Annotated in this window: 23 protein-coding genes and 3 tRNA genes; 17 read left to right on the top strand and 9 right to left on the bottom strand. The window is 41.7% G+C overall.

Annotation, left to right across the window (positions count from 1 at the left end):
* The first annotated feature begins 35 nt into the window (after positions 1–35).
* Positions 36–1,490: an RtcB family protein gene (locus BMX50_RS14420; protein ID WP_091211246.1), complete on the top strand. Its 1,455-nt coding sequence runs from the start codon at positions 36–38 to the stop codon at positions 1,488–1,490.
* A 167-nt stretch (positions 1,491–1,657) separates the two neighbouring features.
* Here the strand turns inward: BMX50_RS14420 and BMX50_RS14415 are convergent, their stop codons facing one another.
* Complete coding sequence (locus BMX50_RS14415; RefSeq protein ID WP_091211245.1) at positions 1,658–2,380, bottom strand: hypothetical protein; 723 nt, start codon at positions 2,378–2,380, stop codon at positions 1,658–1,660.
* A 172-nt stretch (positions 2,381–2,552) separates the two neighbouring features.
* Between BMX50_RS14415 and BMX50_RS14410 the strand changes: the two genes are divergently transcribed.
* Both BMX50_RS14410 and BMX50_RS14405 read left to right on the top strand, forming a co-directional pair.
* Complete coding sequence (locus tag BMX50_RS14410; protein WP_091211244.1) at positions 2,553–3,302, top strand: AAA family ATPase; 750 nt, start codon at positions 2,553–2,555, stop codon at positions 3,300–3,302.
* Between the two features lie 51 nt (positions 3,303–3,353).
* Complete coding sequence (locus BMX50_RS14405; protein WP_091211243.1) at positions 3,354–4,037, top strand: hypothetical protein; 684 nt, start codon at positions 3,354–3,356, stop codon at positions 4,035–4,037.
* Positions 4,038–4,165: 128 nt separating this feature from the next.
* Here BMX50_RS14405 and BMX50_RS14400 read toward each other — a convergent pair whose 3' ends face one another.
* A complete protein-coding gene (locus BMX50_RS14400) occupies positions 4,166–4,759 on the bottom strand; it encodes a dihydrofolate reductase family protein (RefSeq protein WP_091211242.1) in 594 nt (197 codons plus the stop codon).
* A 180-nt stretch (positions 4,760–4,939) separates the two neighbouring features.
* Between BMX50_RS14400 and BMX50_RS14395 the strand changes: the two genes are divergently transcribed.
* From BMX50_RS14395 to BMX50_RS14375, 5 genes are all read left to right on the top strand, one after another.
* Positions 4,940–5,911 carry a hypothetical protein gene (locus BMX50_RS14395; protein WP_091211241.1) on the top strand — a complete coding sequence of 324 codons (972 nt, stop codon included), beginning with the start codon at positions 4,940–4,942 and terminating at the stop codon, positions 5,909–5,911.
* Positions 5,912–6,183: 272 nt separating this feature from the next.
* Positions 6,184–6,768, top strand: coding sequence for an NUDIX hydrolase N-terminal domain-containing protein (locus BMX50_RS14390; protein WP_091211240.1), 585 nt, complete (start codon positions 6,184–6,186; stop codon positions 6,766–6,768).
* A 250-nt stretch (positions 6,769–7,018) separates the two neighbouring features.
* On the top strand, positions 7,019–7,201 hold the full coding sequence (locus BMX50_RS14385; RefSeq protein WP_091211239.1) for a hypothetical protein: 183 nt from the start codon (positions 7,019–7,021) through the stop codon (positions 7,199–7,201).
* An 84-nt stretch (positions 7,202–7,285) separates the two neighbouring features.
* Entirely contained in the window at positions 7,286–8,719 is a 1,434-nt protein-coding gene (locus BMX50_RS14380) for a tetratricopeptide repeat protein (RefSeq protein ID WP_091211238.1), read from the top strand.
* A gap of 1,025 nt (positions 8,720–9,744) precedes the next feature.
* Positions 9,745–10,878, top strand: coding sequence for a glycoside hydrolase family 76 protein (locus tag BMX50_RS14375; RefSeq protein ID WP_091211237.1), 1,134 nt, complete (start codon positions 9,745–9,747; stop codon positions 10,876–10,878).
* 79 nt (positions 10,879–10,957) lie between these two features.
* On the opposite strand, the gene BMX50_RS14370 is transcribed toward BMX50_RS14375, so the two are convergent.
* On the bottom strand, positions 10,958–11,293 hold the full coding sequence (locus tag BMX50_RS14370; protein WP_091211236.1) for a hypothetical protein: 336 nt from the start codon (positions 11,291–11,293) through the stop codon (positions 10,958–10,960).
* 158 nt (positions 11,294–11,451) lie between these two features.
* On the opposite strand from BMX50_RS14370, the gene BMX50_RS34275 reads away from it, so the two are divergent.
* Positions 11,452–11,607 carry a lmo0937 family membrane protein gene (locus BMX50_RS34275; protein WP_112573716.1) on the top strand — a complete coding sequence of 52 codons (156 nt, stop codon included), beginning with the start codon at positions 11,452–11,454 and terminating at the stop codon, positions 11,605–11,607.
* A 122-nt stretch (positions 11,608–11,729) separates the two neighbouring features.
* Entirely contained in the window at positions 11,730–12,050 is a 321-nt protein-coding gene (locus BMX50_RS14365) for a hypothetical protein (RefSeq protein ID WP_091211235.1), read from the top strand.
* A gap of 21 nt (positions 12,051–12,071) precedes the next feature.
* On the opposite strand, the gene BMX50_RS14360 is transcribed toward BMX50_RS14365, so the two are convergent.
* Positions 12,072–12,758: a DUF2461 domain-containing protein gene (locus tag BMX50_RS14360; RefSeq protein WP_091211234.1), complete on the bottom strand. Its 687-nt coding sequence runs from the start codon at positions 12,756–12,758 to the stop codon at positions 12,072–12,074.
* 172 nt (positions 12,759–12,930) lie between these two features.
* Here BMX50_RS14360 and BMX50_RS14355 point away from each other — a divergent pair, with 172 nt between their 5' ends.
* From BMX50_RS14355 to BMX50_RS14345, 4 genes are all read left to right on the top strand, one after another.
* Positions 12,931–13,722, top strand: coding sequence for an NIPSNAP family protein (locus tag BMX50_RS14355; protein WP_091211233.1), 792 nt, complete (start codon positions 12,931–12,933; stop codon positions 13,720–13,722).
* Between the two features lie 103 nt (positions 13,723–13,825).
* A complete protein-coding gene (locus BMX50_RS34515; RefSeq protein ID WP_167667922.1) occupies positions 13,826–13,990 on the top strand; it encodes a hypothetical protein in 165 nt (54 codons plus the stop codon).
* Between the two features lie 230 nt (positions 13,991–14,220).
* Positions 14,221–15,438 carry a multiheme c-type cytochrome gene (locus BMX50_RS14350; RefSeq protein WP_091211232.1) on the top strand — a complete coding sequence of 406 codons (1,218 nt, stop codon included), beginning with the start codon at positions 14,221–14,223 and terminating at the stop codon, positions 15,436–15,438.
* A gap of 39 nt (positions 15,439–15,477) precedes the next feature.
* Positions 15,478–15,702 (top strand): DUF4287 domain-containing protein, encoded by a 225-nt coding sequence (locus BMX50_RS14345; protein ID WP_091211231.1) that lies wholly within the window; start codon positions 15,478–15,480, stop codon positions 15,700–15,702.
* 130 nt (positions 15,703–15,832) lie between these two features.
* Here BMX50_RS14345 and BMX50_RS14340 read toward each other — a convergent pair whose 3' ends face one another.
* From BMX50_RS14340 to BMX50_RS14320, 5 genes are all read right to left on the bottom strand, one after another.
* Positions 15,833–16,078 carry a helix-turn-helix domain-containing protein gene (locus tag BMX50_RS14340; RefSeq protein ID WP_091211230.1) on the bottom strand — a complete coding sequence of 82 codons (246 nt, stop codon included), beginning with the start codon at positions 16,076–16,078 and terminating at the stop codon, positions 15,833–15,835.
* Between the two features lie 81 nt (positions 16,079–16,159).
* Positions 16,160–18,541: a TonB-dependent receptor gene (locus BMX50_RS14335; RefSeq protein WP_091211229.1), complete on the bottom strand. Its 2,382-nt coding sequence runs from the start codon at positions 18,539–18,541 to the stop codon at positions 16,160–16,162.
* Between the two features lie 713 nt (positions 18,542–19,254).
* A tRNA-Cys gene (locus tag BMX50_RS14330) sits at positions 19,255–19,328 on the bottom strand.
* 6 nt (positions 19,329–19,334) lie between these two features.
* A tRNA-Ile gene (locus tag BMX50_RS14325) sits at positions 19,335–19,407 on the bottom strand.
* Positions 19,408–19,420: 13 nt separating this feature from the next.
* Positions 19,421–19,494: transfer RNA gene (locus BMX50_RS14320), tRNA-Pro, on the bottom strand.
* A 419-nt stretch (positions 19,495–19,913) separates the two neighbouring features.
* Here BMX50_RS14320 and BMX50_RS14315 point away from each other — a divergent pair.
* The 3 genes from BMX50_RS14315 to BMX50_RS14305 all read left to right on the top strand — a co-directional run bounded on the left by BMX50_RS14315 (position 19,914) and on the right by BMX50_RS14305 (position 24,158).
* Positions 19,914–21,485 (top strand): TROVE domain-containing protein, encoded by a 1,572-nt coding sequence (locus BMX50_RS14315; RefSeq protein WP_091211228.1) that lies wholly within the window; start codon positions 19,914–19,916, stop codon positions 21,483–21,485.
* Positions 21,486–22,335: 850 nt separating this feature from the next.
* Positions 22,336–23,088 (top strand): nucleotidyltransferase domain-containing protein, encoded by a 753-nt coding sequence (locus BMX50_RS14310; RefSeq protein ID WP_091211227.1) that lies wholly within the window; start codon positions 22,336–22,338, stop codon positions 23,086–23,088.
* Positions 23,088–24,158, top strand: a complete 1,071-nt coding sequence (locus BMX50_RS14305; protein WP_091211226.1) for a DNA polymerase beta superfamily protein — start codon at positions 23,088–23,090, stop codon at positions 24,156–24,158. The genes BMX50_RS14310 and BMX50_RS14305 overlap by 1 nt, the downstream gene beginning before the upstream one ends.
* Positions 24,159–24,182: the final 24 nt, after the last annotated feature.

The raw sequence follows: 24,182 nt of genomic DNA, 5'->3' as shown, positions 1-24,182 counted from the left end.
ACCCCTCCGCCAATTGGCGGAGGTTAAGAAGCGCTATGGAAAAGATAAAAATAAGCAACAACGAACTTACCGCATTAGGTATTAACGACGTAAAAATATTAGAGAACTTTAGCCGTGTGGCCAATGGCCTGTTAAAACATGGCGTAATGGATAAGGAACAGATCCTGGCTAATTTGGAAGCCCTTATTGACGACCCAATGCCCTACGCCCTTAAAAAAGGCGGTAAGTTTAAAAACCTGGCCGAAGCGGTGATCGATTTGCGTAAAGAAGGGAAATTCCTGAAACAACCGCGAACTACCTTTGCCCTGAAACAGGAGATTGCCGATTTCCCGGTTTATGGTCTTGAGCATATTGAGGTAGGTGCGCTTGCACAGATGAAGACGGCGATTAAATTACCTATAGCCGTTGCAGGTGCTTTAATGCCCGACGCGCATCAGGGTTACGGCCTGCCTATCGGCGGCGTACTGGCTACAACTGCCAATACCATCATCCCTTTTGCGGTTGGGGTGGATATTGCCTGCCGAATGTGTTTGAGTATTTTTGATTTACCTGCCGGTGTGGTTGATACCGAAACCGACATGCTTAAAGGGCTTTTGCTTGATCATACCAACTTTGGCATTGGCGGGGTCACCAAAACGCATTTTGATACCTCGCTGTTCGACCGCCCTACCTGGAGCGAAACCAAAGCGATCCGGAACCTGAAAGATAAAGCCTATGCTCAATTGGGAACATCAGGTACCGGTAACCATTTTGTTGAATGGGGAGAGCTTACCGTTACCGAAGGTGCGCTTGAAGGCATCCCGGCGGGTAGTTACCTGGCTTTGTTGTCACATTCGGGTTCACGCGGATTTGGGGGTAGCATTGCCGATCATTACTCAAAAATAGCCATGAGCAAAACCAAACTTCCGCAGGAAGCCAAACATTTGGCATGGTTAAATTTAGATAACGACGAAGGCCAGGAATACTGGATTGCCATGAACCTGGCCGGCGATTACGCCAGCGCCAATCACCACGAAATCCACAACAAGATTGCCCGTGCCCTCAACCTTAAACCGGTAATGATGATCGAGAACCATCACAACTTTGCCTGGAAAGAGCAATTGGCCGATGGTACCGAAGTAATGGTGCACCGAAAAGGTGCCACTCCTGCAGGTGAAGGCGTATTGGGTATTATTCCTGGGAGCATGAGTACACCGGGCTTTGTAGTCCGCGGTAAAGGCGATGCAGCATCTATCAACTCAGCCTCGCATGGTGCAGGCCGTTTAATGAGCCGAAGCGCAGCTTTTAAAACCGTGGATCCAAAAGCAGTTGCCGCTAATCTGGTAGATAAACGCATTACCCTGATGGGAAGTGACCTTGACGAAGCGCCGATGGTGTATAAAGACATCCATGCCGTAATGGCCGCCCAGCATGATTTGGTTGATGTATTGGCAAGTTTTCAGCCGAGAATTGTAAGGATGGCGGATGCAAAGGAAAAGCCGGAGGATTAAGTCCCCGGCCCCCTAAAGGGAGAGTTTGTTTTAATTTAGACGCTGCCGCAAGCGTCCTCGCTTGTGGCCCGCGTTTAGGCTATTCGCTTGAAAAGCACATCTTGCTCACTTGGCATATAGGCCACAAGCGACGCTTGCGGGAGCAGGAAAGGGATGTTACAGGCTGCTTAGTTTTGCGCTACATAATGGCCAACTGTTATCTCAAAAACAGGAGCTTTATATTCAATAAAAATACCGTTACCGTAACGTCCTATATCACTGGATCTTTCAATAGATTTAAAACCGTTTGCTTCTAAATATTCAATTATTTGTATAGCATTATTGGCTGCATCGCTATTGTTTAAAGTATGAATATTAAACTTTTTTTGGGCAGACTCTTGATCTACTTTATTTCGCATAAAATTGAGCATATTTTTTAAATCTTCTTCTTTTATTTTTATCTCGTTATAAGTGTCGCCAACGTGAACAGGCGCATTAAATTGCGAACCGGGGGCTGCATTAAGATTATTCTTACCTCCAATACTTCCTGAATTTATACCTGAGTTTTGATTTATTTGTCCGCTGGACTGGGATGAATTAGCCGGATTAATACTTGTTAAATGCTTTGTTTTTTTATTAGTCTGTTGTGATGAACTATTCTTAATGGCCATTTTTAGCGTATCATATTTTTGTGGAGTTTTCATTTTAATCACCGTATCGCGCTTCTCCAACGTTTCTTCACTATACAATTCGCGTCCAAAAATCTTGACTTTTTTCCCAGTGAAAGATTTAATAACCGCTATTGAAAAAAAAATCACGACAAGTATTAAAAGAAAAATTAAAGCCCATTTTACAACTTTAATTTTTGATATCGTTTGCCAAAAGTCGTGTGCTTCTTTAATATTCCCCATTGAGTGTAAAGGTTTAATTACCAAATTTACATATTATCTTCACAAAAAGGTCTGGGGCTAACAGGCTGCAATCTTAAAACTCCATTAAACCAGCTATCCGTAGTCTCCAACTGCGGATTAATATAGATGTAAACTGTATCTACATACAACAAACCCCTATCTTTACCCTACCATGCAAGCCAAACCTTTCCTCAAAGAGATCCAGATAAAACGAGAGATGGTACCATCCTTTGATGCCTATCCGTTTCACATTCCTTCCATCAGGGGCTTGTCGTCATTAAAGTTCCACCCCGATGTTACCTTTATCATTGGTGAGAACGGTTCGGGCAAATCGACGCTGATTGAGGCTATTGCTTTGCATATGGGTTTTAGTACCGAGGGTGGCTCAAAAAATGCGCAATTTCAAACGCATAATAATTCGTCGCGGCTTTTCAATTATTTAACAAGCATTAAAAGCTTTAAAAAGCCAAACGATTATTTCTTTCTGCGCGCCGAAAGTTATTATAACCTGGCTACCTATATGGAAAATGCCTACGAAAGTGAAAAAGACCGCGACACCTTTGAAAGGCAATATGGAGTTAGGTCGCTTCATGAATGCTCGCATGGCGAATCGTTCATGGCTACGCTAACCAACAGGCTTACAGGCAACGGACTTTATATATTTGATGAGCCCGAGGCCGCACTGTCGCCCAACAGGCAAATGGCGGCATTGTCGTTAATCAATACGCTTGTGAATGAAAATTCGCAATTTATTATTGCCACGCACTCCCCTATTTTATTAGCCTATCCTGGAGCCACCATTTACCAGTTGGACGATTCGGGCATCAAACAAGTACGCTACGAAGAAACGGAACACTACATGGTTACCAAACACTTCCTGAACAACTATACCGAAATGACCCGGATCCTTTTTGGAGATTAGTATTGCCTGAAAGAATTTAAAGAAGATTAGATTAAAAAACATCAAACATCAGTGAAATTAGTAGAAACAGATTATACCAAGGATCAACAAGAGTTCCTTAATTATCTTGAGAGCTTAGTAGCGGTATTAGAGACTGTTATATTTGATCTTGAAGAGTTGCCAACGGATGTTTATGCAGTTTCAAAAGAGGCCGTAAAAATGGGAATTGGGGTTTTAGCAGAAAGATTTGAACTCCAATTTAAATTGCGTACCCCTGATTTGAACATCGACGATTATTTTAAGTTTAAAATTTTTCCAGAAATAGAACCCGTTGGAGAAAAGATAAATTTCAAGAGCTTTCTCGGTGATGGATTCGATTTTAAAACAAGTAAAATAGCGCTATTTTCTTATGATAGTAAAAATAAGGCCATCTATCACATTGTTAAGGACGGTTTTACTAAAGCATTGATAAATACACCACACGGGCTAAGAATCGAAAAACGAGCCGAATTTGCAAGTAAAGATTATCAGGAAAGTGAAAATGACGCATACTCTGCAATCATAAAATCTTACCTAAGTAAAATTTTACATATTGATTCAATTTCTGATGCCCAATTTCTACAAATAACATCATGGTCAGATAATTGGACAAATTATTTTGATGATGGAAAAGAATGGTGGGGCACTTTTTGCTGGACAATATATGATTCGAGGACCAATAAAATAACATTCCTCGCTGCTTCTTCGACGGATTAGCCATCTCAATAAAGATCGTTTACCACCAAAAGAAATAATTACCATATATCAGTTTCGAATACTTCGCTTGAACATTGAAGAAAACTATTTTACTCAGAATTAAACCACAAGAAAAACCGATCATACTTTTAAGCTCCAATAGTACCTGTCTTGACCTCTCCGCCCCGTTTGTAATTAACAAAAATCACTCCGCTTGGTGTAACGGTGCTTTCTGTTAACTCTAATGCCATGGGTATAGTATCCTGACTGAATATGGTTTTCCCTTTACCAAGTAGCACCGGATAAATTTTAAGCCAGAGTTCGTCTACCAGGTCGTGCTTCAGCAGCAGTTGAACAAGTTCACCACTACCCCAAACTTTGATATCGCCACCTTCGGAATTTCTAAGCTTTTCAATATCGGCTACACTTGTTAGAAACCGGGTGTTATTCCAATCTGATTTATCTTTTGTGTTGGACAGCACGTATTTGGTTACATCATTAATACCTGGCCAATAATCTGCATGCTTAGGCCAATAATCCTCAAAAATATCGAATGTTTTCCGGCCTAACAGGATATCTGTAGCTTCCATTTGTTTTTGCATGATCTTACCCGAAACTTCATCGGTAAAAGGCGCCGACCAGCCACCATATTTAAAAGCGCCTGATTGATCCTCTTCCGGGCCACCGGGTGCCTGCATTACACCGTCTAATGTCATGAATGTTAAAACGATTATCTTTCTCATAGGATTTTAATTTACTATTGAATTAGTGCTTTTGTGATGATACAAATCTCCATAACAGAACGATAATATCTGCGGTGTGCATGCGACAAATCGTAGGACAAATGCGACTGAAAAATGATGTAATCTTTTATAAAGGATTACAAGAAAATTGTAGCTTTATATAAACTGCACTAATCATAAATGGGTCAAAGAGCAAATTATATACTTATTGAAAACTCCCTGCAAACTATTTATTATAACCATTGGAGAGCTAATTGTATAACCTCTGATCTTTATCTTGGAGAGAAACGGTTTATAAATTTTGTAAGATCATGTAAGGTGGTGACTGTATTACTGAACGAAGTTTGGATAGAAGGATGTGTAATTATCAATATCGATAAAAAGACACTCTATTTTTGGAGTTTAGAATTCGGCACAACATCAGCAAGTAACTTTTACTTAAAGAAGGTCCAGGGTAAATGGAAAAATTGGTCGGTAAATTTAGTTTACAACAAAATGTATGATTTCGAAGAGATTTTAAATATCGATTATATTTCACAACAAGAACAATTTCCATTATCAATAAATACTGCAGATGAGATTATTAATGATAAGGTCAGTGAATTTGGTAACACCATAATAATTATAAAAACACCAATTGCAACACATATAACTCAATTAGGAAATGTCTCTTTAGCTGGTATATTAAACTTTGGAGAGGCTGTTGTAGATATTTTATTAAATAAAAAAGAGTATCCACTGCCAAAAGAAGAAGAAGAAGACAAAGTGTTTGCAACCTTAATAATAGATACAGTTCATAAAACGATAATAATTGACAACAGCGAATTTGGCCTGAGGGAACAGTGTCAAGGAAAGTGGGATGGATATAATTTTAAGATGGGCGACTTTGGTTACATTGGAGCCTTAGCACTTGCTAATATTAATACTGGCCAATTGAGTATGACTATCGAACAGATCAAAATTGCTTTCAATGATCTTGTCAAGCCTTCAAAAAGCTTTGATCCTATTGGATTTGCAAGAAAGTTATTAAACGAAAACAAGGATATAAAATTTAGTCCAAGCTTTTTCGACTCCGTGAAACCTCAACCTAACTTCATTGGAAAGATCAATAGAACTATCGGTAAATTGTTTAGTACAAAAAAAGATCAGTAATTTTAAATACAATGGGATTTTACGAGCCCGAAGAGAGACTCGAACTCTCAAGAGGCAGGAATTAACATTTAAGGAGCCCCGGAATATCATTAAAGTGTGTCCAGAACGAGATTCGAACTCGTACATACCTGAAGGATAGACAAAGAGTATCGGCCAGAAAGCCGCCATGTTTAAAATTACAAAATCCCCTTTCACCTGCAAAATATAAAACAACGATTTTATAATTTCTTTACCCCGGTTATATAAGCTGTTAGCTATATTGCGGTCACCGTATGAAAAAGAACTATATCGACCTGCTTGAAAACATCTATGCTCTGGCGCAAACCGGCATCAGGTATACCCAAAACCCCTTCGATATGGAGCGTTATCAAAAATTGCTTGATATAGCCACGCAGGAGTACAGCGAATTTACCGGCCTGGAAACCGAAGTTTTAAAAGAACGGTTTAATAAAGACCTTGGATACGCAACACCCAAAGTGGGTGTTAACGGCATTTTGTTTGATGAGCAGGGCCGCTTGCTTGTAGAGCACCGCAGCGATGATTTTTTATGGGGATTGCCCGGCGGTTGGGTTGATGTTGGCGAAGATCCCGAAACAGCCATGAAGCGTGAATTTTGGGAAGAAGCCCGGCTGGTTGTTGAACCTGTGGAGATCATTAAATTTTTCGCCGTGCCAGCCGGGCAATTCGGACAGCCGCATAGCTCGGTAGTTGTACTCTATCTTTGCAAATACATCAGCGGCAATATCGAAACATCTATAGAAAGCCTTGAAATTAAGTTTGTTGCCCCTGCTGAGATAACCAATTGGCATAAAAATCATGGCCAATATGTACAAACCGCATTACTCCATAAAAAATAGGGCCGCAGATATAACCTAACTTTCTGCCGATTACATTCTGCTTATTTCTTCAATCCGCCCGCTGATTTTTCCGTTTTTCAGCCCGATATCAGTGTATATTCTGCTAAAAAAGCAAATACAGGCCCAAAAGCATCACATCCGCTTCACATAATTCGTAAAAATTTGACTATCAACAAAATATAACTGTATATTTATGTACCTGCTCGCTTAGCAATTAACTGAACTCAAACTGATTTTAAACATTAAAGCCATGAGCACATCAACCAAAGCATTCGACAAAAACACCTCTATGGGTTTTAGGGACAAAAATACCTCAATGGGATTTGCTGATAGTGAAACCACAGGCCTTGAGCCGGAAATTGAAGCCGCCGACGGATTTGTGGCTTCGCCCGAGCCTGATGATGCAACTGAAGAGCCGTCGATGGATAGTTAGTAACTGTTTTACCCGGCCGGTACCATTACCCTGTATATCTGTCCCCCCGCCGTAAAAGGGGGCTTTGTTTTATTTTATAATTTTATGCTTAACCACATACTAAAGGGAATGGTTTGCGTATGCCTTTTAACCGGCATCGCCTCGAATACCTACGCTCAAAAAAAACTACCAGCCGAATTAAGAGCACAAGCAGCACTGCATAAAAATGATACCGCGGGTGTTGAACCTTTACGGCAGCTCAGCTTACAACTGCAGGCTACCCGGCCCGACAGCGCACTCATGTACGCCCAGCAGGGACTTGAGCTGGCCCGTAAATTCTCGTTCAAAAAAGGAGAGGCCGATTGTATGAACCGGCTGGGCGTAGTTTTATGGAAAAATGGTAAGTATGACCAGGCCCTTTCTTTTTTACTCAACTCGTTAAAAATACGCGAGGAAATTAACGACCGCCTTGGCATTTTAAAAAGCCTGAGCGATATAGGCATTGTTTACTCCGACCAACTGGATAACGTAAAAGCCTTATCCTATCATTTTAAGGCCAAGGCGGTAGCCGTAGAATTGCATGAAACCGCACGCCTGGGTATTATCCTGGCCAATATCGGTAACTGTTATATTAAACTTAATAAGGTTGATTCGGCTTTAAACTATGAGATGCAGGCTTATGCCATAAAGCAAACCCTGAAAGATACTGCTACTATGCCCAATACGCTCTCCATTTTAGGCGACATTAACTATAAAATGGGGCATACTGCACTGGCGCTTGATTACTACCGTGTTAGTGTAAATTATGCCACCAAAACAAACGACAAAAACAGTCTTGCTGATAGCTATAACAGCATAGCCGAACTCTATAAACAAACCGGCGTACCTGATTCATGTATTTATTATGCAACGCTGGCCCTTAACGCTGCAAAAACCGCCATGTACCCCGAAGGGATCTTTCATGCCAGCAACCTGCTTACCAGTGTTTACCGGGGTAAAAACGATCATCTCGAACTGCAATATTTAAAAGCCTCTATCGCTGCAAAAGACAGTATGTTTAATGCCGAAAAAATAAAACAGATCCAAACCCTAAGCTTTAACGAAGCCGCCCGGCAGGAAGAAATTGCCGAAGAAAAACACCGCGAAGAAGAAGCGCGCATTGTTAATCTCCAACTTGTAGGAATCGCTGTATTTATACCCACATTTTTCCTGATCGTACTGCTGCTAAGTAAAAGTCGAACCCATCGAAAGGTAATCGAATTCATGAGTGTATTGGCCCTTTTATTGGCTTTTGAGTTTCTTACCCTGTTTATCCATCCTTTTGTGCAACGCATCAGTAACCATTTACCTGTACTTGAACTGGTGATCCTGGTATGCCTGGCCTCGGTACTGGTACCTTTTCATCACAAGCTCACCCATTTTATGCATGAGCGACTGGTGCATGGGCACAAGCCCAATCACCCGGCAGCCCCGGCACCGCAACCAGAGAAAAAGGCAGTTAAAACGCATGCCGCCAGGCGTAAACCTGCGCAAGGATAAGGTAATTGAATTTATCGTAAAAAATGGCGAAATAAAAAATTGGTTATTAGTGTTTAAATCTTCTGGATGCTGAAGTTGAAATAACATCATTTCTTGTTGTCATCCTGAGTAGGAAAAAATTGAAATCTGTGAAGGAGGGATGACATCTCCACCACGTCATTGCGAGGAACGAAGCAATCCCCTAAAGGCAGGTAACGTGCTTAGGGGTTATTGAACTCGCATCGTCGCGCTCTTGGCCGCGCGGGGCCAGGTACTTTTGTCTTGATACAAAAGTACCCAAAAAATCAAGTCAGCAGGGAGGCTTCTTTGCGCTGCCCTTCGCAATGGCCATCGCTCCGGCCATTACCCTGCAAAACGGACAGAACCACGGGCTGCAATTATTTTGCCCCGCTTCGCACGCGCTTTTTCAACGCTGCTGCAAAAACTTGCTATGCCCCATCCTTCGCTACTGGCCACCATTGTTCTGTTCGTTTTCACCCGAAGCTTTCCTGCTGACGGGAAACACGCCTTTTTTAACATGTCATGGGTAGTGGGGAAAATCCAAGGCCTTTGAAGGTGAGATGACATTAGGTGTGGAGGGCTTGTCATCCTGAGCCTGTCGAAGGACGTGCGCAGAGGCCCACTCCACTATGCTTCGACACGCTCAGCATGACCCCATTTTTTATTATGTCAAGGGTAGGGACGAAGGATCTTCTTCGCCTTCTATAGCGATTCTGTCTATGGCAGAACAATGTTCGCTATTGTTACCTACCCTCTGATAAAACTCCGTCATGTTGAACTTGTTTCAACATCTCATTCACTAAGTAACCACGCTGAGTAAATAGGCCTCACGTGCTGGGAAGCTCCTCCCCCGGTTAAAATCGCGGTTAAAAATTGGGTTAATGATTTTTTGTTGGTTAAAACCTTAGTTAGCGCACACTTTTTAGCCTATAATTGCCCCGCCGACGTTGATTAACCAATAATTAAACAAGCCTTATTACACTACCAATCAAAACCAAGCCAATTTCCAACCCACATTTATAATTATGAAAAAACCAATCTGCTTTTTAGCCCTGAGTTTGTTTATTAGTATAGTAAGCTGCAGCAAGGGCAAAGAGGTTACACCCGCTACACCAAAGGCCGACACGACTACTACTACTCCAACCGATAATAGTACAGGCTTTAGCAGCGCCGATGCCGACCTTGCTTATACCGCCTTCAACAATGCCTTTTACGATCCAAACAACAAACTATATTTCAGCACTACAAAAAAAGACGGCGTAGCCGCTATCTGGACACAGGCCATTTACTGGGATATGGCGATGAATGTGTATGAACGTACCAAAGCCCCGGCCCAGCTTACCAAAATAGCCGACATATACCAGGGAAATTACAATCATTACGATGGCTACAACTGGAACAACACTACCGTTTGGTTTATTTACGACGATATGATGTGGTGGGTTATTGCCCTGGCACGCGCTAACCAGCTTACAGGCAATGCCACTTATCTTGAAAAAGCTAAAGCTGGGTTCGACAGGGTTTGGAATGGATCATATGACGCGGTAGATGGCGGCATGTTCTGGGATTTTCAGCACAGCGGCAAAAATTCATGTATCAACTTCCCTACCATTATAGCAGCCATGAAATTGTACAGCATCACCAAAGATGCCTCATACCTTGATAAGGCTAAATCTATCTATACCTGGTCGAAAACTAATTTGGTTGATGCCTCGGGCAAAGTGAACGATAACAAAATCGGCAATAACCCTCCGGGTGGCCAGGATTATACTTATAATTCAGGCACAGCTATAGGTGCAGCGATGGCGCTTTATAAGCAAACAAACGATGTAGCTTATCTCAATGATGCCAAACTATATGCAGACTACGTAAAAAACAACCTTTGCACCAACGGCATCCTCCCAGCCGAGGGCGATTTTAATGAGCAGGGTGTGTTAAAAGCCATTTTTGCCCAGTATATAGTACAACTGATCAACGATGGGGGCCAAAGCCAATACCTTAGCTGGATCCAAACCAACGTTAACACAGGCTGGAAAAACCGCGACAGCCGTAATCTTACCTATCGTAATTATGCAGTAAGTACCCCAACCGGTGATATTCAATCATACGAGGCCAGCAGCATTGTAACCTTTATGCAGCTGATACCGCCAACAAAGTAATCAGTATTACATTATGTTTTTAACGTCAAGGGGCGAAGCCGCAAAGATTTTCCTTAGCTGTCTCGCCCCTTTTCTTGCGCTAAATCGCCCACAACTGCGGCGAATCTCTGAAATGATTAATCTCTTCAATAACGTCCACTACCTCATCATAGGATAATTCATTGTCGCCATCGGCAATGTAGTTAAACACTTTACCCGGTTGTTCAAAAGTAACATAGCCAAGGTAACCTGGATTATTCTTTTTATCTGGCAGCAAAAGCTTCTCCGAATTGTTAAGCTTATTCAATGCCGAAGTATCGCCCCGGTAAATACTATACGTATAAGTTAAAACCGGGTGTCCGTTAATATGGGCTTCACTCTCGAGCATAATCATAAGTGATAAGCTATTGGCAACGGTTATAAAAAAAGGCTTCATAATGCAGGTGTATTCAGCATACAAAGCAAGAGCAATGCCACAATCAGTATTTCTATAAAATTAACTCACTGTCATTATAGATAATATTTTTCAATAAAGATTGATTTTATGGCATGATTTTTAAAGTGATATACATAACAAACTAAATACATCAAACTATGAGATCGTTATTGTATATCATCGCAGTTATCCTGATAATAGGATGGGCGATCAGTGTGTTTGCCTATTCGGCAACAGGTTTAATACATGCTTTATTGGTAATTGCCGTAATTTCATTTTTACTGGGCGTTATCAGAAACCCATCAACAGTTTAAAAACCATTTTTATAAAGAACGGAACGCGGGCCATAAGCCCGCGTTTATTGTTTCAGGATTTAGCTAAAATTATCACACAAACTTTAATAACATTTGTTTAACATGCAATAAGCTGCATTACAATGACATTAAGCGACGAAGAATTTAGGGAAGAATACAAACCATTGCACATTCCCTCACATTTTGATCCTCAGGATACTCAGCAAAACAAAGCAATTTATGCCCTGGCACAAATTGGGCAGGGTTCTGTAGATAATATATTAAAAGAAATGGAAATATTGCAACCAGGCATTGTTGATGAGCAGGTTACTGCACTGGTTAAAGCTACGCTGGCTAATTTATACAACAAAGGGTTACTTAAAGGCGAGGAGCATAACGGACAGATGCATTACAACCTCAGCAAAATTACCGAGGCTAATGATGGCTCAACAGGGCATGAATAAATCGTATCAAAAAATATTCAATTAATCTTCCTCTCCGTTTACGTTTGCAGTGAGCACATCACTCATATAATCAAAAAACGGACGCATAGCTTTAAATGTATCAGAAGCCCGGTTCACGAAATCCGGCTTTAAAGCTTCAGCATCTGTAAAATGTTTCCTCACCAAAAACTGCTTATAGCGTAGCAGTTCTATCGCTTCATGATCTGCAGCGTAACCTTTCGGCGCAGTTTTTAGCTGTTCGCCTTCCAACACACCAAAAGTTGTTTTAAACTCCGTGCTGCTTATGATTTTTTGTAAGGGCGATGCGTCAAAAGCGATATCGTCACGAATGCGCTTCAGGTCCGGGTTGTTGGGTGCCCAAAAGCCGCCTCCTATAAAGGTATTACCTGGTTCCAGATGAAAATAATAGCCGCCTCGGCGATGCTTCCCCGCCCGCGTAAAATTGCCGCTCCAGTTAGTTTTAAAAGGCGTTTTATCCTTCGAAAAACGGATGTCGCGATAAATGCGGTGCAAGGCCTTTTTTGCATTCGGTGTTTCAATAACGTCATGCGTATTCATCAAATTCAATAACCCGCCAGCGAACACCTCCACCAGTTCAAGCTGTTGCTGATATGTTTCTTTATTTTGTGCAAACCACTCGCGGTTATTGTTTTGTTTAAGTTGCCTCATAAAGTCAAAGCAGGAGGCTGGTAATAATAGCTGGCTCATAGTAAAAGATGATCTGCAAAAAGCATGATGGCCAAATTAGAGAAATTTGCAACCCGGCCAAAATCAGTTGCAGTTGTATTACATTCAGATGATGCGCCTGTATCCGAAAACCATAAACAGGTTATCGCATTCTTAACTAAAAACTTATCTTAGCCAAACAATCAAACCTACTATGAAAAGGCGTTCCTTTGTTAAATCAACTCTGTTAACCGGCGTAACCGCAACTGTTTTACCTGCTATGAGCAAAGCTACCGAACCCGCCCCCAAAACCGCTGAATATTATGAACTAAGGGTATATAGCCTTAAAAACGTTGAACAGCAAAAGATAGTTGAGGGTTATTGGAAAGATATAGCTATACCGGCACTTAATAACTTAGGTGTAAAACATGTGGGCGTATTTAACGAATTTAAACCCGATGCCCAAACCAGGCTTTTTGTATTAATACCGTTTAACAGCCTTAACCATTTCAGCACGGTGACCGAAAGTTTTGACAGCGATACTAAATTGCAGGCAAAAGGAGCTGCCTACCTCAACGCTCCAGCCGCTGCACCGGCTTACGAACGCATTGAAAGCTCATTGTTAAAAGCATTTGTACATATGCCACACCTCGAAGCACCCGAAAACAAAACACGAATTTTTGAGCTGAGGCAATATCAAAGTGCCACCGAAGCGGCGGGCAAAAAGAAAATAGAAATGTTTAATGATGAAGGCGAAATAGATGTATTTAAACGCCTTGGCTTCAAACCTGTTTTTTGGGGCGAAACGGTGATCGGCCCGCAAAGGCCTAATCTAACTTACATGATCACCTTTGATGACCTTGAGGCCAAAAGCGCCCATTGGAAAGCTTTCGGCAGCGACCCGGAATGGAAAAAAATAAGCGCCATGCCCGAGTATGCCGACGCTTTATTGGTTAGTAAAATAACATCGACCATGCTGGTGCCAACAGTTTATTCGCAGATTTAAGTTTGCATTTTCGGCCTCACTAAGTTTTAAGGCTCTGGCCTATTAACAGGTTTTTCAGATTTCACCCTACAGCTTATTTTTCATAAATTTGATTAGTCGCGATATGGATAAAAGCAAACAAACACTCAGCGAAACTGAGATTGAACTTTTGAAAGAAGCATTAAAACGAAGCTATAAAGAGCGTTTTGAGATGGCTACCCGCTTGTACAAAATCCAGCAAACCATGAATAAGGCCACAATCGTGCATAAACCGTTTATCAGTAAATAATTGAGGATATGCAGACTTACGAAGTTTTAAAAGCTTCGTAAGTCTTATTCTAAGCCATCCATCAAATCCGAAATCAAAACTCTCAATTCCGCAATCCCCCTCCCCTACATCACCTCTACTGCCCGTTTTAGCATTTGTTTTATATAAATATTGAACTAAATTGGAATTGGATTTTCCGGGGTTAACCCAAATTCAAAACCAGTTTATAACCAGCAATATAACCGTAAACAATGCTCAAAAAAAGATATCTTTTTTTAGTTCTTACCGCTCTTGTACCTTTTAGTTTTATTTTAACCCAATGCTATACATCAACTTCAGCTGATCCTCGTGGCGAAATTTATGTCGGATCCGAAAGTTGTAAAAAATGCCACAGCGATGTTTACAACTCGTTTCTGCATACCGCGCATTTTCAAACATCACAATTAGCCAACATCCATAATATCAGGGGCAGCTTTGCTAAAGACTCAAACACGTTTGAGTTTGGTATGGGGCAGCGAATAGTAATGGAGAAACGCAAAGATAGCCTGTACCAGGTAGGATACATCAACGGAAAGGAAACGGAAGCTGAACCATTTGATGTTGCCATAGGCAACGGAAAAGCGCAGACTTATATGTACTGGAAAGGCAAAATGTTGTACGAACTGCCGGTATCCTACTTTGCAGCTATTCATAACTGGGCAAATAGCCCCGGCTATTTGCCCGATCATATGAATTTCGGTCGTCCTATTTTACGCAGGTGTTTGGAATGTCACAGTTCGTACGTAAAAGAAGCCCCTCTCCAGGCCGGAGATTTCGGTTTTGAAAAATCGACTCTTATTTATGGAATCGACTGTGAGCGCTGCCATGGGCCTGCTGCCAATCACGTTAATTACCACACCGATAACCCGGACGATAAAAAGGCCAAATACATTGCTACGTATGCCTCCCTGTCGCGCACGCAAAAAATGGATGCCTGTGCCGTTTGCCATTCGGGCAATAAAAACATCCCTCAGCGCTCGTCATTTGAGTTTGAAATGGGCGATACCCTGCTAAAAGACCGCACACAGCCACGCGTTACGCCCGGCAGCAATATGCCCGATGTTCATGGCAACCAATACGACCTGCTCATTGCCAGTAAATGCTACACCATGAGTAAAATGGATTGCGGCAACTGCCATAATCCGCATGTAAGCCTATCGCAAAGCATGGCAACCTATGCACAAAAATGCATGAGCTGTCATAGCGAAGCCAATCACAACTTCTGCAAACTGGCACCGCAAATGGGTAACGCTATTAAAACGTACTGCATTGACTGCCATATGCCCAACAAGGCATCAAATGTGATCAGGCTTGAATCGGCACAGAGCAAGATGAAAGTGCCTTACATGGTAAGGAGCCACTATATTGGTATTTATCCCGAAGAAACTAAAAAAATCCTCGATTTTGTGAAGGGCAAAAAAGGGGCGTAATTTTTGAATACATTTGATTTTACCTAAAACACCTCAACCATGTCGTTCCAGGGATATTTAAAAACAATAAAAGAAAAAACAGGCAAAGGCCCGGCCGAGTTTAGGCAATTAGCCGAGGAGAAAGGTTTTACAAAAAATGGCGAATTGCTCGCCAAAGCCGGGGACATAACTAATTGGCTTAAGATCGATTTTGAATTGGGGCATGGGCATGCCATGGCTATTTATGCGCTGCTAAAAGGAATCAAGAATGAAGACAGCGAGTAAAATTCAACAACAATTATACTTTCAAGATCGCTCATTTTAGGGCAACCAAACGCATAACAATTACTGTATTGAATAATTGCATATAATAGTTTCGAACAAAGAGATATCGTACTTTCCATATCCTTTGTTCTTATTGTTCCGATGATATGTATTGGTACAAGGCTTTCCTGTTCACTTTTGGCACTTTGGCAATAATACCCGCATCTTCCATCCGCTTTAAGTGCCCATAAATGGATCCTATACTAAATGGAGCCCCATTAGCCTTCACATCCAGCCAAATGGTTTCGGCATCCACCGGTTCCCGATGATCCATCAGATATTTTAAAATAACCTGGGATATAGGGCGTAACTTTATTTCGTTGATAAGATCATGCATAGCAGGTGCAATCAAATATTAATATTCTTTATATAAAAAATGCCGGTCAGCGTTTTACCTCCAACCGGCATGTGATAAGGATTAAAATTTAAACGAAGCCGAAGCGATCAACTGACGCAAAGGCTGCGGATTGGCCGTAAACGACGGTGACCAGTATTTTTTATTGCCGATATTATTGGCAGCAATCCCTAACCTCCATTTAGGCTGTTCATAAAATACAGTGGCGTTAACCAATACAAATGATGGTATTACGATGGTGTTATCCAGGTCATAATAGCTTTTTTGAGCATAGTTGCCGCCTACACCAAAGCCAAAATCCTGCAGTATAGTTCCGGGCTGAAATTTATAGCTTCCCCAAAAGTTAGCCACATTTCTTGGCGTACCGGTTACATCCTTACCATCGCCTGATGTAGCGCGGATGTATTGGTTTTTATTGTAAACATAGCCAGCCAATAAATTAAGCCCTTCCACAGGATTGGCAACAATGCTAACCTCAACCCCGTTACTTTTTTGTTTGCCATCCTGGTAGGTAAAGTTGGCGTTATCGTAACGTAAAGCATCACGTACATCAATATTGTAATAGCTCACCGTTGCCGAAAGCCTATTATTAGCTGTGCTTACTTTAACGCCGCCTTCCCATTGGTAGGCATGTTCCGGTTTTAAAACCACGCGCGTACCATCGGGCTGTACGATAGGGCCATTGTTGGTAAAACCGCTCATATAATTACCAAAGATGGATACCTGGTCTTTTACCGGTTGGTATATTAAACCTAATTTAGGTGTTAGTGAGGTTTGGCTGTAGCCGTCACTGCCTTTTAGCTGGTACCTGTCAACACGTAAACTTACCAGGGTCATTAACCGGTCGGTGATATTGATCAAATCTGACGCATATGTGGCGTACTGGTTAAATTCCGATGGATACAATCCGGTAAACCCGTTGTGAATAGCTTTATCAGCCAGCGGCTGTGTAACCGGCCCGTACGCTTTAGTAATATCAATAGTATCGATAGTTGCACTGGCATAGGTAAAGTCGCTTTTAGTGTGAATATAATCAAGTCCCCATACCAGGCGGTTGCGAATTTTACCGATCTTGAAATCGCCTTTCAAATTGTGCTGTACATCAGTATTAATAGTGGTTATAGGGCCAAACAATGAGATGCCACGTTCAATTAGTGTGGGGCTGATGAAGGTAGGATATGCCTGGTAGCTTTTGGCAACTTTTTCATTATTTACCGAAATATTGGTTTGCGAGGTCCAGTTATGGTTGATCTTGTACTTAGCCTCAAAGTATGAACGGAAGGTATTAGTAACCGCGTTAATCCCGTCGCTGTAAAGCGAGGTTCGATAATCTAAGGGGTTTTGATTGATGTTGGTAATATTTAATCCTGTATACCGCATATAAGGTACACGGGTAAGGTCCTCGTGGTAAATTTCCAGGTCGGCAGATAATGTCAAACGGTCGTTAACTTTATATAGCATGCTCGGATCCACAGTAAAAGTGTTGTTATGACCACTCACTAAATAGCTTTGCTGTTTGTTAACGGCGGCATTAACACGGAACAGAGCCGTTTTCTCTTTATTAAGCGGGGTATTGATATCGGCTGTTACCCTGTTCAGTCCCCAGCTACCGGCCGAATAAGTTATCTCGCCTTTGGTTTCCTCCGTAGGTTTTTTGGTAACCATGTTAATAGCACCGCCGTATGATGATACAGTGTTACCAAACAGCGTAGCTGAGGGGCCTTTCAACACTTCAAAGTGATCAACATTTACCGGATCAACAGATGAGCGACCGGCTGCAATAAACTGAATACCATTGCGGGCGGCTATTTCGGCAGTAAAACCCCTTAACGTGATACTGGTACCACCTGCCGGATCAATGGACGGTACCGCACCCGGCACATTTGATAACGCCTGAGATATGTTTACGTTAAGTTGATCTTTAAGCAATTCGCTGGTTACAACGTTGTAAACCTGCGGGTTTTCGAGGTTTTTAAGCGGGAGCTTAGCCACATCATCACTTTGCTGGCGGTTAAACTTATTTATCTTTTTGCCCGATGTTACCACCACTTCCTGCAGCTGCTGGTTGTTTTCGGTAAGGGTAAAGTTTACTTCCGTAGTTTCGCCGGCTTTAACCTCAACTGTTTGGGTTTGTGTATTGAGGCCAATGTAGCTGGCTACCAGTGTATAAGTACCGGGATTGATATTATTGATGGCGTAGGTACCGTTAGCGTTTACATGCGTGCCTTTGTTTGCGCCTTTAAGGGCGATGTTTACAAATTCGCCAGGCTGACCGTCTGATGTTATAACCTTGCCTTTAATAGTACCATGCGGAGTTTGTGCACCGGCAATGCCATTAACCAGCAGGAGCACAAGGCATCCCAGCCATTTTAAAGTAGTGTAGAAATTATTTTCTTGATGTTGTTTAGCGTTAAAAGTTTGACTGCATAGTCGGGAAGAATTCATAGTTTTGTTTAGAATGATTAATTAGATTAAAGGATCGGTTAACATTTACCCGGTGTGAAGTTTGGCGACCAAGCACCGGGGCTTTTTTAATTTTCAGGCGATACCTCACCTGATTTTCCTCTCATTACCCACTAACACATTTTATCAATCGTTATAAATAAACTGAAATAGGTAAAACTGTAGCGTTGGGGCTTATCCATTTTAATAAGTAAAAAGATTAAAGGATCGGTTAATTGCTGCCCGGTATAAAGTTTGGCGACGAGCACCGGGTTGATTTAGGTTGACAGGGGTTTCATTTGTTGAACCAGAAAAAAGCAGGGAGCAGAATAAACAGCTTACGCCGGTAAAAAAATGCAATACTTTTATTTCAAACAAGGGATTCATAGAAGTAATCGATGAAAATTCATGTACAAAGAAATACCTTATTTAGAATAAATCCAAATAAAAACAGTAAATCATTAATTTATAATTATTTACATAAAATACTTCCTATCGTTACACTATAATCGAAGAAAAGCAGTGAAAACTGTTAGCCAACCGCGGGTTTACTTTATTACAGATACATCGAGGCACTTAATTACACAGCAAACCACAAAAATACCAAAACAATACTTATTAAATAATAAATAAAATATTTTACCAGCCATGATTCGGGGATGGAATCATAGAAAATAGATACAGACGCAAATACAATTACGTCACCCAAAAAAGAGAGGCCGGTACAAGATTCGAACTTGCGAACATTCCTTTTGCAGAGGACTCCCTTGAACCACTCGGGCAACCGGCCATATTGTGGAAATAAAAGGACTTGAACCTTTAACCGACACCGTATAAGGGTGCTGCTCTTACCATTGAGCTATATTTCCAGCTGTAAATCAGTAGGGTAACCCGGACTCGAACCGGGAGCCTCCACATCCCAAATGTGGTAATCTGACCAATTGATATACTACCCTGTAAAGCAAAAAATCCCCTTAGTTTTTATCTAAGAGGATTTTTTAATGTTGTTATATACTTACTATATATACATAGCTATCTCCTCTGATAAATCAGTATGGGTGATGGGCACTGTATACATATTGTTGTTTTCATGATGCAATTATACAAACAATATTTAAATTAAAAAATAATTATGAAAATATTTTTCAGCAATTATTTGAACCTTGATTCGTAGGATTAAAGGATTACTTGAGTAGAACTCTATAGTAACATTTAAGCTTCCGAATTTCTCCAAATCATTAAAGCATCAAGTCCATCCTTTAATCCTATGAATCAAGGTTCAGAAAAAAAATAAAAAATAATTTCCACTGCGCAAATACACTGCGCAGTGGCCTCTAACCTTTGTATCAACAAAACGAAATAAAGGAGGTTCAAAATGAAATTCAACCTGTTAAGCAAAGTAAAAACCAAAACGACAAATCATGAAGGTGCAAAAGCCTTTACCATGAGTGCCGAAATGGAATTGTACACCACGGTAGTTACCTGGAGCTTAAACGACACCTTTTATGAAAAAGACCAGGCACGTATGGAGCGCCTGCGCAACTTAATAGTTAACTGCAACCCGGTATTTGTAGGTAAACTGGCGGTTTATGCACGTACCAAAATGTATATGCGTTCGGTACCACTGGTTTTGGTTACCGAATTGGCTAAGCTGCACTCGGGCAACGATCTGGTTGCCCGGGTTACCGACGGGGTTATCGGTCGTGCCGATGAGATCACCGAGTTACTGGCTTGCTACGAAACACTGAACCAGCGCCAGGGCACTAAAAGGCTCAACCGCTTATCAAAACAAATGCAAAAAGGTTTATCACAGGCGTTTAACCGCTTTGACGAATACCAGTTTGCCAAATATAACCGCGACGGTGCTATTAAAATGCGCGATGCTTTGTTTCTGGTACATCCACGGGCTAAAGATGATTTGCAGCAGCTGATCTTTAACAAGATAGCCGCGAACGAATTGCAAACGCCCTACACCTGGGAAACAGAACTCTCGGCCCTTGGTCAGCTGAATTTTGACAGCGCCGAAGCTAAAGCAATAGCTTTCCGCGCCAAATGGGAAGAACTGATCGACAGTGGTAAAATAGGTTACATGGCCCTACTGCGTAACCTGCGCAATATACAGGAAGCAGGCGTAAGCTATGCACGTTTTAAAAAAGTGTGCGCAACATTAGCCGATGGCGAACAGGTAGCAAAAGCCAGACAGTTCCCATTTCGTTACCTGGCGGCTTACCGCGAGTTGATAACACCTGCATCGGCGGTGCAGAATATTGCACGGGCAGCCAAAGCAGTCATAACAGGTAACAAAGGTTACACCGGCGAACTGCTGGATGCATTGGAAAAAGCGGTACAGGCAAGTGCAGCTAACATCAGGGGATTTGATGAAAATACCCGGGTGTTGCTGGCCTGCGACGTATCCGGTTCCATGCAGAAATCCATATCGGCAAAATCAAAGGTGTTGCTGTACGATATCGGCCTGATGCTGGCTATGTTGCTGCAATCGCGCTGTAATAATGTGCAGGTGGGTATGTTTGGTAACTTTTGGAAAACCATAACGGTACCACGCGGTAACATTTTAGGCAACGTGCAGGAGTTTTACCGCCGCGAAGGTGAAGTAGGTTACTCAACTAATGGTTACCTGGTGATCAAAGACCTGCTTGACCGCCGCGTACAAATGGATAAGGTAATGCTGTTTACCGATTGCCAGTTATGGAACAGTAACAAGAGCACGGACGAGATCCAGACCCTGTGGGTACAATATAAGAACACTATTGCACCAAAGGCAAAACTGTACCTGTTTGATTTGGCGGGCTATGGCCAGACACCATTGCAGCTATTACAAAACGATGTGTACTTAATAGCAGGCTGGAGTGATAAAGTTTTCGATGTGTTAGCGGCAATTGAAAACGGAAGCTCGGCGCTGAACATTATTAACAATATAGATTTATAACAACGTGCGGGGAGACTAACATCCCCGCACTTAAAGAAATAAAGATGCCGTTTGCCTGGCGTTACTTCGCTCAAAATGAAAATTCACGCAGGCAGCTTGTTGCTCTTTATAAGGAAGGTGTCGTTTATAAGTGTTACTTCGATTTCCAAAACTGAGGCGTCGGTTCGAGTCCGGCCCCGTAAGGGTAGTTAAGATGGTTAAAACGCAGAGTAAGCAAGCACTTATTGCCTATTACCCTTCTTTTTAAATATTGAAAATAAATAAGGTGCCGTAGATATGCGCTACTTCGGGTCGCCGGTTCGAGCCCGGCTTCCAGAGTAATCTGGAATAGCTCAGTTTGGGTAGAGCAGAAACAGCTTTGCTGTGCGCATATTGACAGTAGCCCTTATTTTTTAAATGAACAACAGGTTAAAGTGCCGTAAACAAGTATTACTTCGCTTTTTAACCCCAGGGTCGCCGGTAAAAATCCGGCCTTTAGCCACAAGCTAAGGTAGCTCAGAAATTAAGTTTAGAGCATGGGACGACTGAACCACTTGTTAGCTTTTGCCTTTAACTTGTTGTTTGTTAAAGTTTCTTATACCTAAACCTGTTGCAATCAGAAATAAAGATGCCGTTAGCAAGCGTTACTTCGCCTGTCACGCAAAATCACAACGCTTACTGTTTATTGCTCTTTATTCGCTGATTTTTTAAACAAAACATTTTTTCCTTCGGGAAAAGATAATGAAAGATGCCGTAAGCGGGTGTTACTTCGTTGGTTGAAACATGTAGCAATACATGAAGACAGGTTCGAATCCTGAAATCCACCTGCTGCCAGTTGCTCTTACATTTTTAATTTTTAACATTAAAAACAATGACTGAAACTATACAACAAAAACTGCTTGAACTGGAGCAGTCCGAAAACATAAAAATACTTTATGCCTGCGAATCGGGAAGCCGGGCCTGGGGCTTTGCCTCGCCCGATAGCGACTTCGATGTGCGTTTTATATACGCCCGCCCGGTAAACTATTACCTCGGCATAACAGATAGTCCCGATTTTATCGATCTGCCTATAAATGATGTACTTGATATACGCGGCTGGGACATACGCAAAGCGCTGAAGCTGTTCCTTAAATCAAACATATCATTGTTCGAATGGATACAATCGCCCATAGTTTACCGGGAAGAAAATGACTTTGCGACTGAGATAAGAAACATCATGCCGGAATATTTTTCACCAAGGGCTTCAGCTAACCACTATTCGTCATTGGTTTTTAATACCTTACAGGACGATCTGCAGGGAGGCGAAGTTAAACTGAAACGCTACTTTTATGCACTAAGATCAGCACTGGCCTGCCTTTGGATAGTTGACCTTAAAGCAGTGCCGCCAATGGAGTTTAGTAAATTAAGGAATTTAGTAACCGACCTAAGTTTCCAGGATGCTGTAGATGGTTTACTTGTCCAAAAGCAAACAGCCGATGAAAAGACACTGATAAAACCAGTACCGCTGCTACAGGCATGGCTGCAGGATACGCTCACTTATTGCAAAGAGCGGATACCATTCCTTCCATCCGAAAAAAAGCAACCAGACGAATTGAACCAATTGTTCAGAAAACACATACTATAATGACCTTTGATCATCTGCAACAAAACCCGCAACTGCTCCTGCTTGATTGTATCAGCGGGAGCACTGCTTATAATCTCAACGTTAAAGGCTCTGATACGGATAAAAAAGGCATCTTTATCATGCCTCAAAAGCAGCTTTATGGCTTTACACAAACAGATCAGGTTGCCAATAACACAAATGATGAGGTGTATTTTGAGATCAGGCGTTTTCTTGAACTGCTTATCAAAAACAATCCAAATATACTGGAGCTTTTAAGTACGCCCGGGCAGTTTGTTAAGTATCGCCACCCGCTGATGGAGTTGATAAAACCGGAAGATTTTTTATCAAAACTTTGCCTGGACACTTTTGCAGGCTACGCACATTCGCAGATAAAAAAGGCCCGCGGTTTAAACAAAAAGATCAATAAGCCGATGGATGAAGAGCGGAAATCGGTGCTGGATTTTTGCTATGTGATCCATAATAATGGCAGTATTCCATTAAAAGACTGGCTTCGGGAGAATAATTTTGAACAGCAGCAATGCGGCCTTGTAAGCCTTGATCATTTCAGGGACGGATATCTGCTATATCACCAAAAACAATTAAACACCGGAACATTCTTCAGAGGAATAGTATCAGGTGCCGACGCAGATGATGTGCAGCTCAGCTCTATACCTAAAAACATGGAGCACCTGGCGGTGATGAATTTTAACAAGGATGGCTATTCGGTTTATTGTAAAGAATACAAAGAGTACCGCGAATGGGAAACTAAGCGAAATGAGGCCCGGTATCAAAGCACGCTATCGCATGGAAAAAGCTACGACGCTAAAAACATGATGCACACTTTTCGCCTGCTTAATATGGCCGGAGAGATAGCGCAATACGGACAGGTAATTGTGAACCGGCCCGACAGAGATTTTCTATTAAAGATCCGCAATGGAGAGTTTGAGTTTGATGAGTTAATGAAAATGGTTGACGAAAAAATGGAGCACTTCAATGAACTATATAGAACCTCTGCCCTGCCCAACAAACCGGACCTGCAAAAGGCAGAAGCTATTTTATTGCAAATAAGAGCTGAATTTTATGGTGATTAGGATTCTTAGCTTTCGATAAAAGGG

Source organism: Mucilaginibacter gossypiicola, from assembly GCF_900110105.1.
Taxonomy (GTDB): Bacteria; Bacteroidota; Bacteroidia; order Sphingobacteriales; family Sphingobacteriaceae; genus Mucilaginibacter; species Mucilaginibacter gossypiicola.
Note: the sequence above shows the minus strand (reverse complement) of the source record. Positions and strands in the feature narration are given on the sequence as shown.

Bases quoted from the DNA above. Each gene is read 5' to 3' on its own strand.
- BMX50_RS34515 (WP_167667922.1), top strand. From the start codon at position 13,826: ATGGATAAAAGCAAACAAACACTCAGCGAAACTGAGATTGAACTTTTG.
- BMX50_RS14340 (WP_091211230.1), bottom strand. From the start codon at position 16,078: ATGCATGATCTTATCAACGAAATAAAGTTACGCCCTATATCCCAGGTT.
- BMX50_RS14310 (WP_091211227.1), top strand. From the start codon at position 22,336: ATGACTGAAACTATACAACAAAAACTGCTTGAACTGGAGCAGTCCGAA.
- BMX50_RS14350 (WP_091211232.1), top strand. From the start codon at position 14,221: ATGCTCAAAAAAAGATATCTTTTTTTAGTTCTTACCGCTCTTGTACCT.
- BMX50_RS34275 (WP_112573716.1), top strand. From the start codon at position 11,452: ATGAGATCGTTATTGTATATCATCGCAGTTATCCTGATAATAGGATGG.
- BMX50_RS14375 (WP_091211237.1), top strand. From the start codon at position 9,745: ATGAAAAAACCAATCTGCTTTTTAGCCCTGAGTTTGTTTATTAGTATA.
- BMX50_RS14380 (WP_091211238.1), top strand. From the start codon at position 7,286: ATGCTTAACCACATACTAAAGGGAATGGTTTGCGTATGCCTTTTAACC.
- BMX50_RS14335 (WP_091211229.1), bottom strand. From the start codon at position 18,541: ATGAATTCTTCCCGACTATGCAGTCAAACTTTTAACGCTAAACAACAT.
- BMX50_RS14370 (WP_091211236.1), bottom strand. From the start codon at position 11,293: ATGAAGCCTTTTTTTATAACCGTTGCCAATAGCTTATCACTTATGATT.
- BMX50_RS14420 (WP_091211246.1), top strand. From the start codon at position 36: ATGGAAAAGATAAAAATAAGCAACAACGAACTTACCGCATTAGGTATT.
- BMX50_RS14415 (WP_091211245.1), bottom strand. From the start codon at position 2,380: ATGGGGAATATTAAAGAAGCACACGACTTTTGGCAAACGATATCAAAA.
- BMX50_RS14410 (WP_091211244.1), top strand. From the start codon at position 2,553: ATGCAAGCCAAACCTTTCCTCAAAGAGATCCAGATAAAACGAGAGATG.
- BMX50_RS14365 (WP_091211235.1), top strand. From the start codon at position 11,730: ATGACATTAAGCGACGAAGAATTTAGGGAAGAATACAAACCATTGCAC.
- BMX50_RS14400 (WP_091211242.1), bottom strand. From the start codon at position 4,759: ATGAGAAAGATAATCGTTTTAACATTCATGACATTAGACGGTGTAATG.
- BMX50_RS14390 (WP_091211240.1), top strand. From the start codon at position 6,184: ATGAAAAAGAACTATATCGACCTGCTTGAAAACATCTATGCTCTGGCG.
- BMX50_RS14345 (WP_091211231.1), top strand. From the start codon at position 15,478: ATGTCGTTCCAGGGATATTTAAAAACAATAAAAGAAAAAACAGGCAAA.
- BMX50_RS14360 (WP_091211234.1), bottom strand. From the start codon at position 12,758: ATGAGCCAGCTATTATTACCAGCCTCCTGCTTTGACTTTATGAGGCAA.
- BMX50_RS14385 (WP_091211239.1), top strand. From the start codon at position 7,019: ATGAGCACATCAACCAAAGCATTCGACAAAAACACCTCTATGGGTTTT.
- BMX50_RS14395 (WP_091211241.1), top strand. From the start codon at position 4,940: ATGGGTCAAAGAGCAAATTATATACTTATTGAAAACTCCCTGCAAACT.
- BMX50_RS14305 (WP_091211226.1), top strand. From the start codon at position 23,088: ATGACCTTTGATCATCTGCAACAAAACCCGCAACTGCTCCTGCTTGAT.
- BMX50_RS14315 (WP_091211228.1), top strand. From the start codon at position 19,914: ATGAAATTCAACCTGTTAAGCAAAGTAAAAACCAAAACGACAAATCAT.
- BMX50_RS14355 (WP_091211233.1), top strand. From the start codon at position 12,931: ATGAAAAGGCGTTCCTTTGTTAAATCAACTCTGTTAACCGGCGTAACC.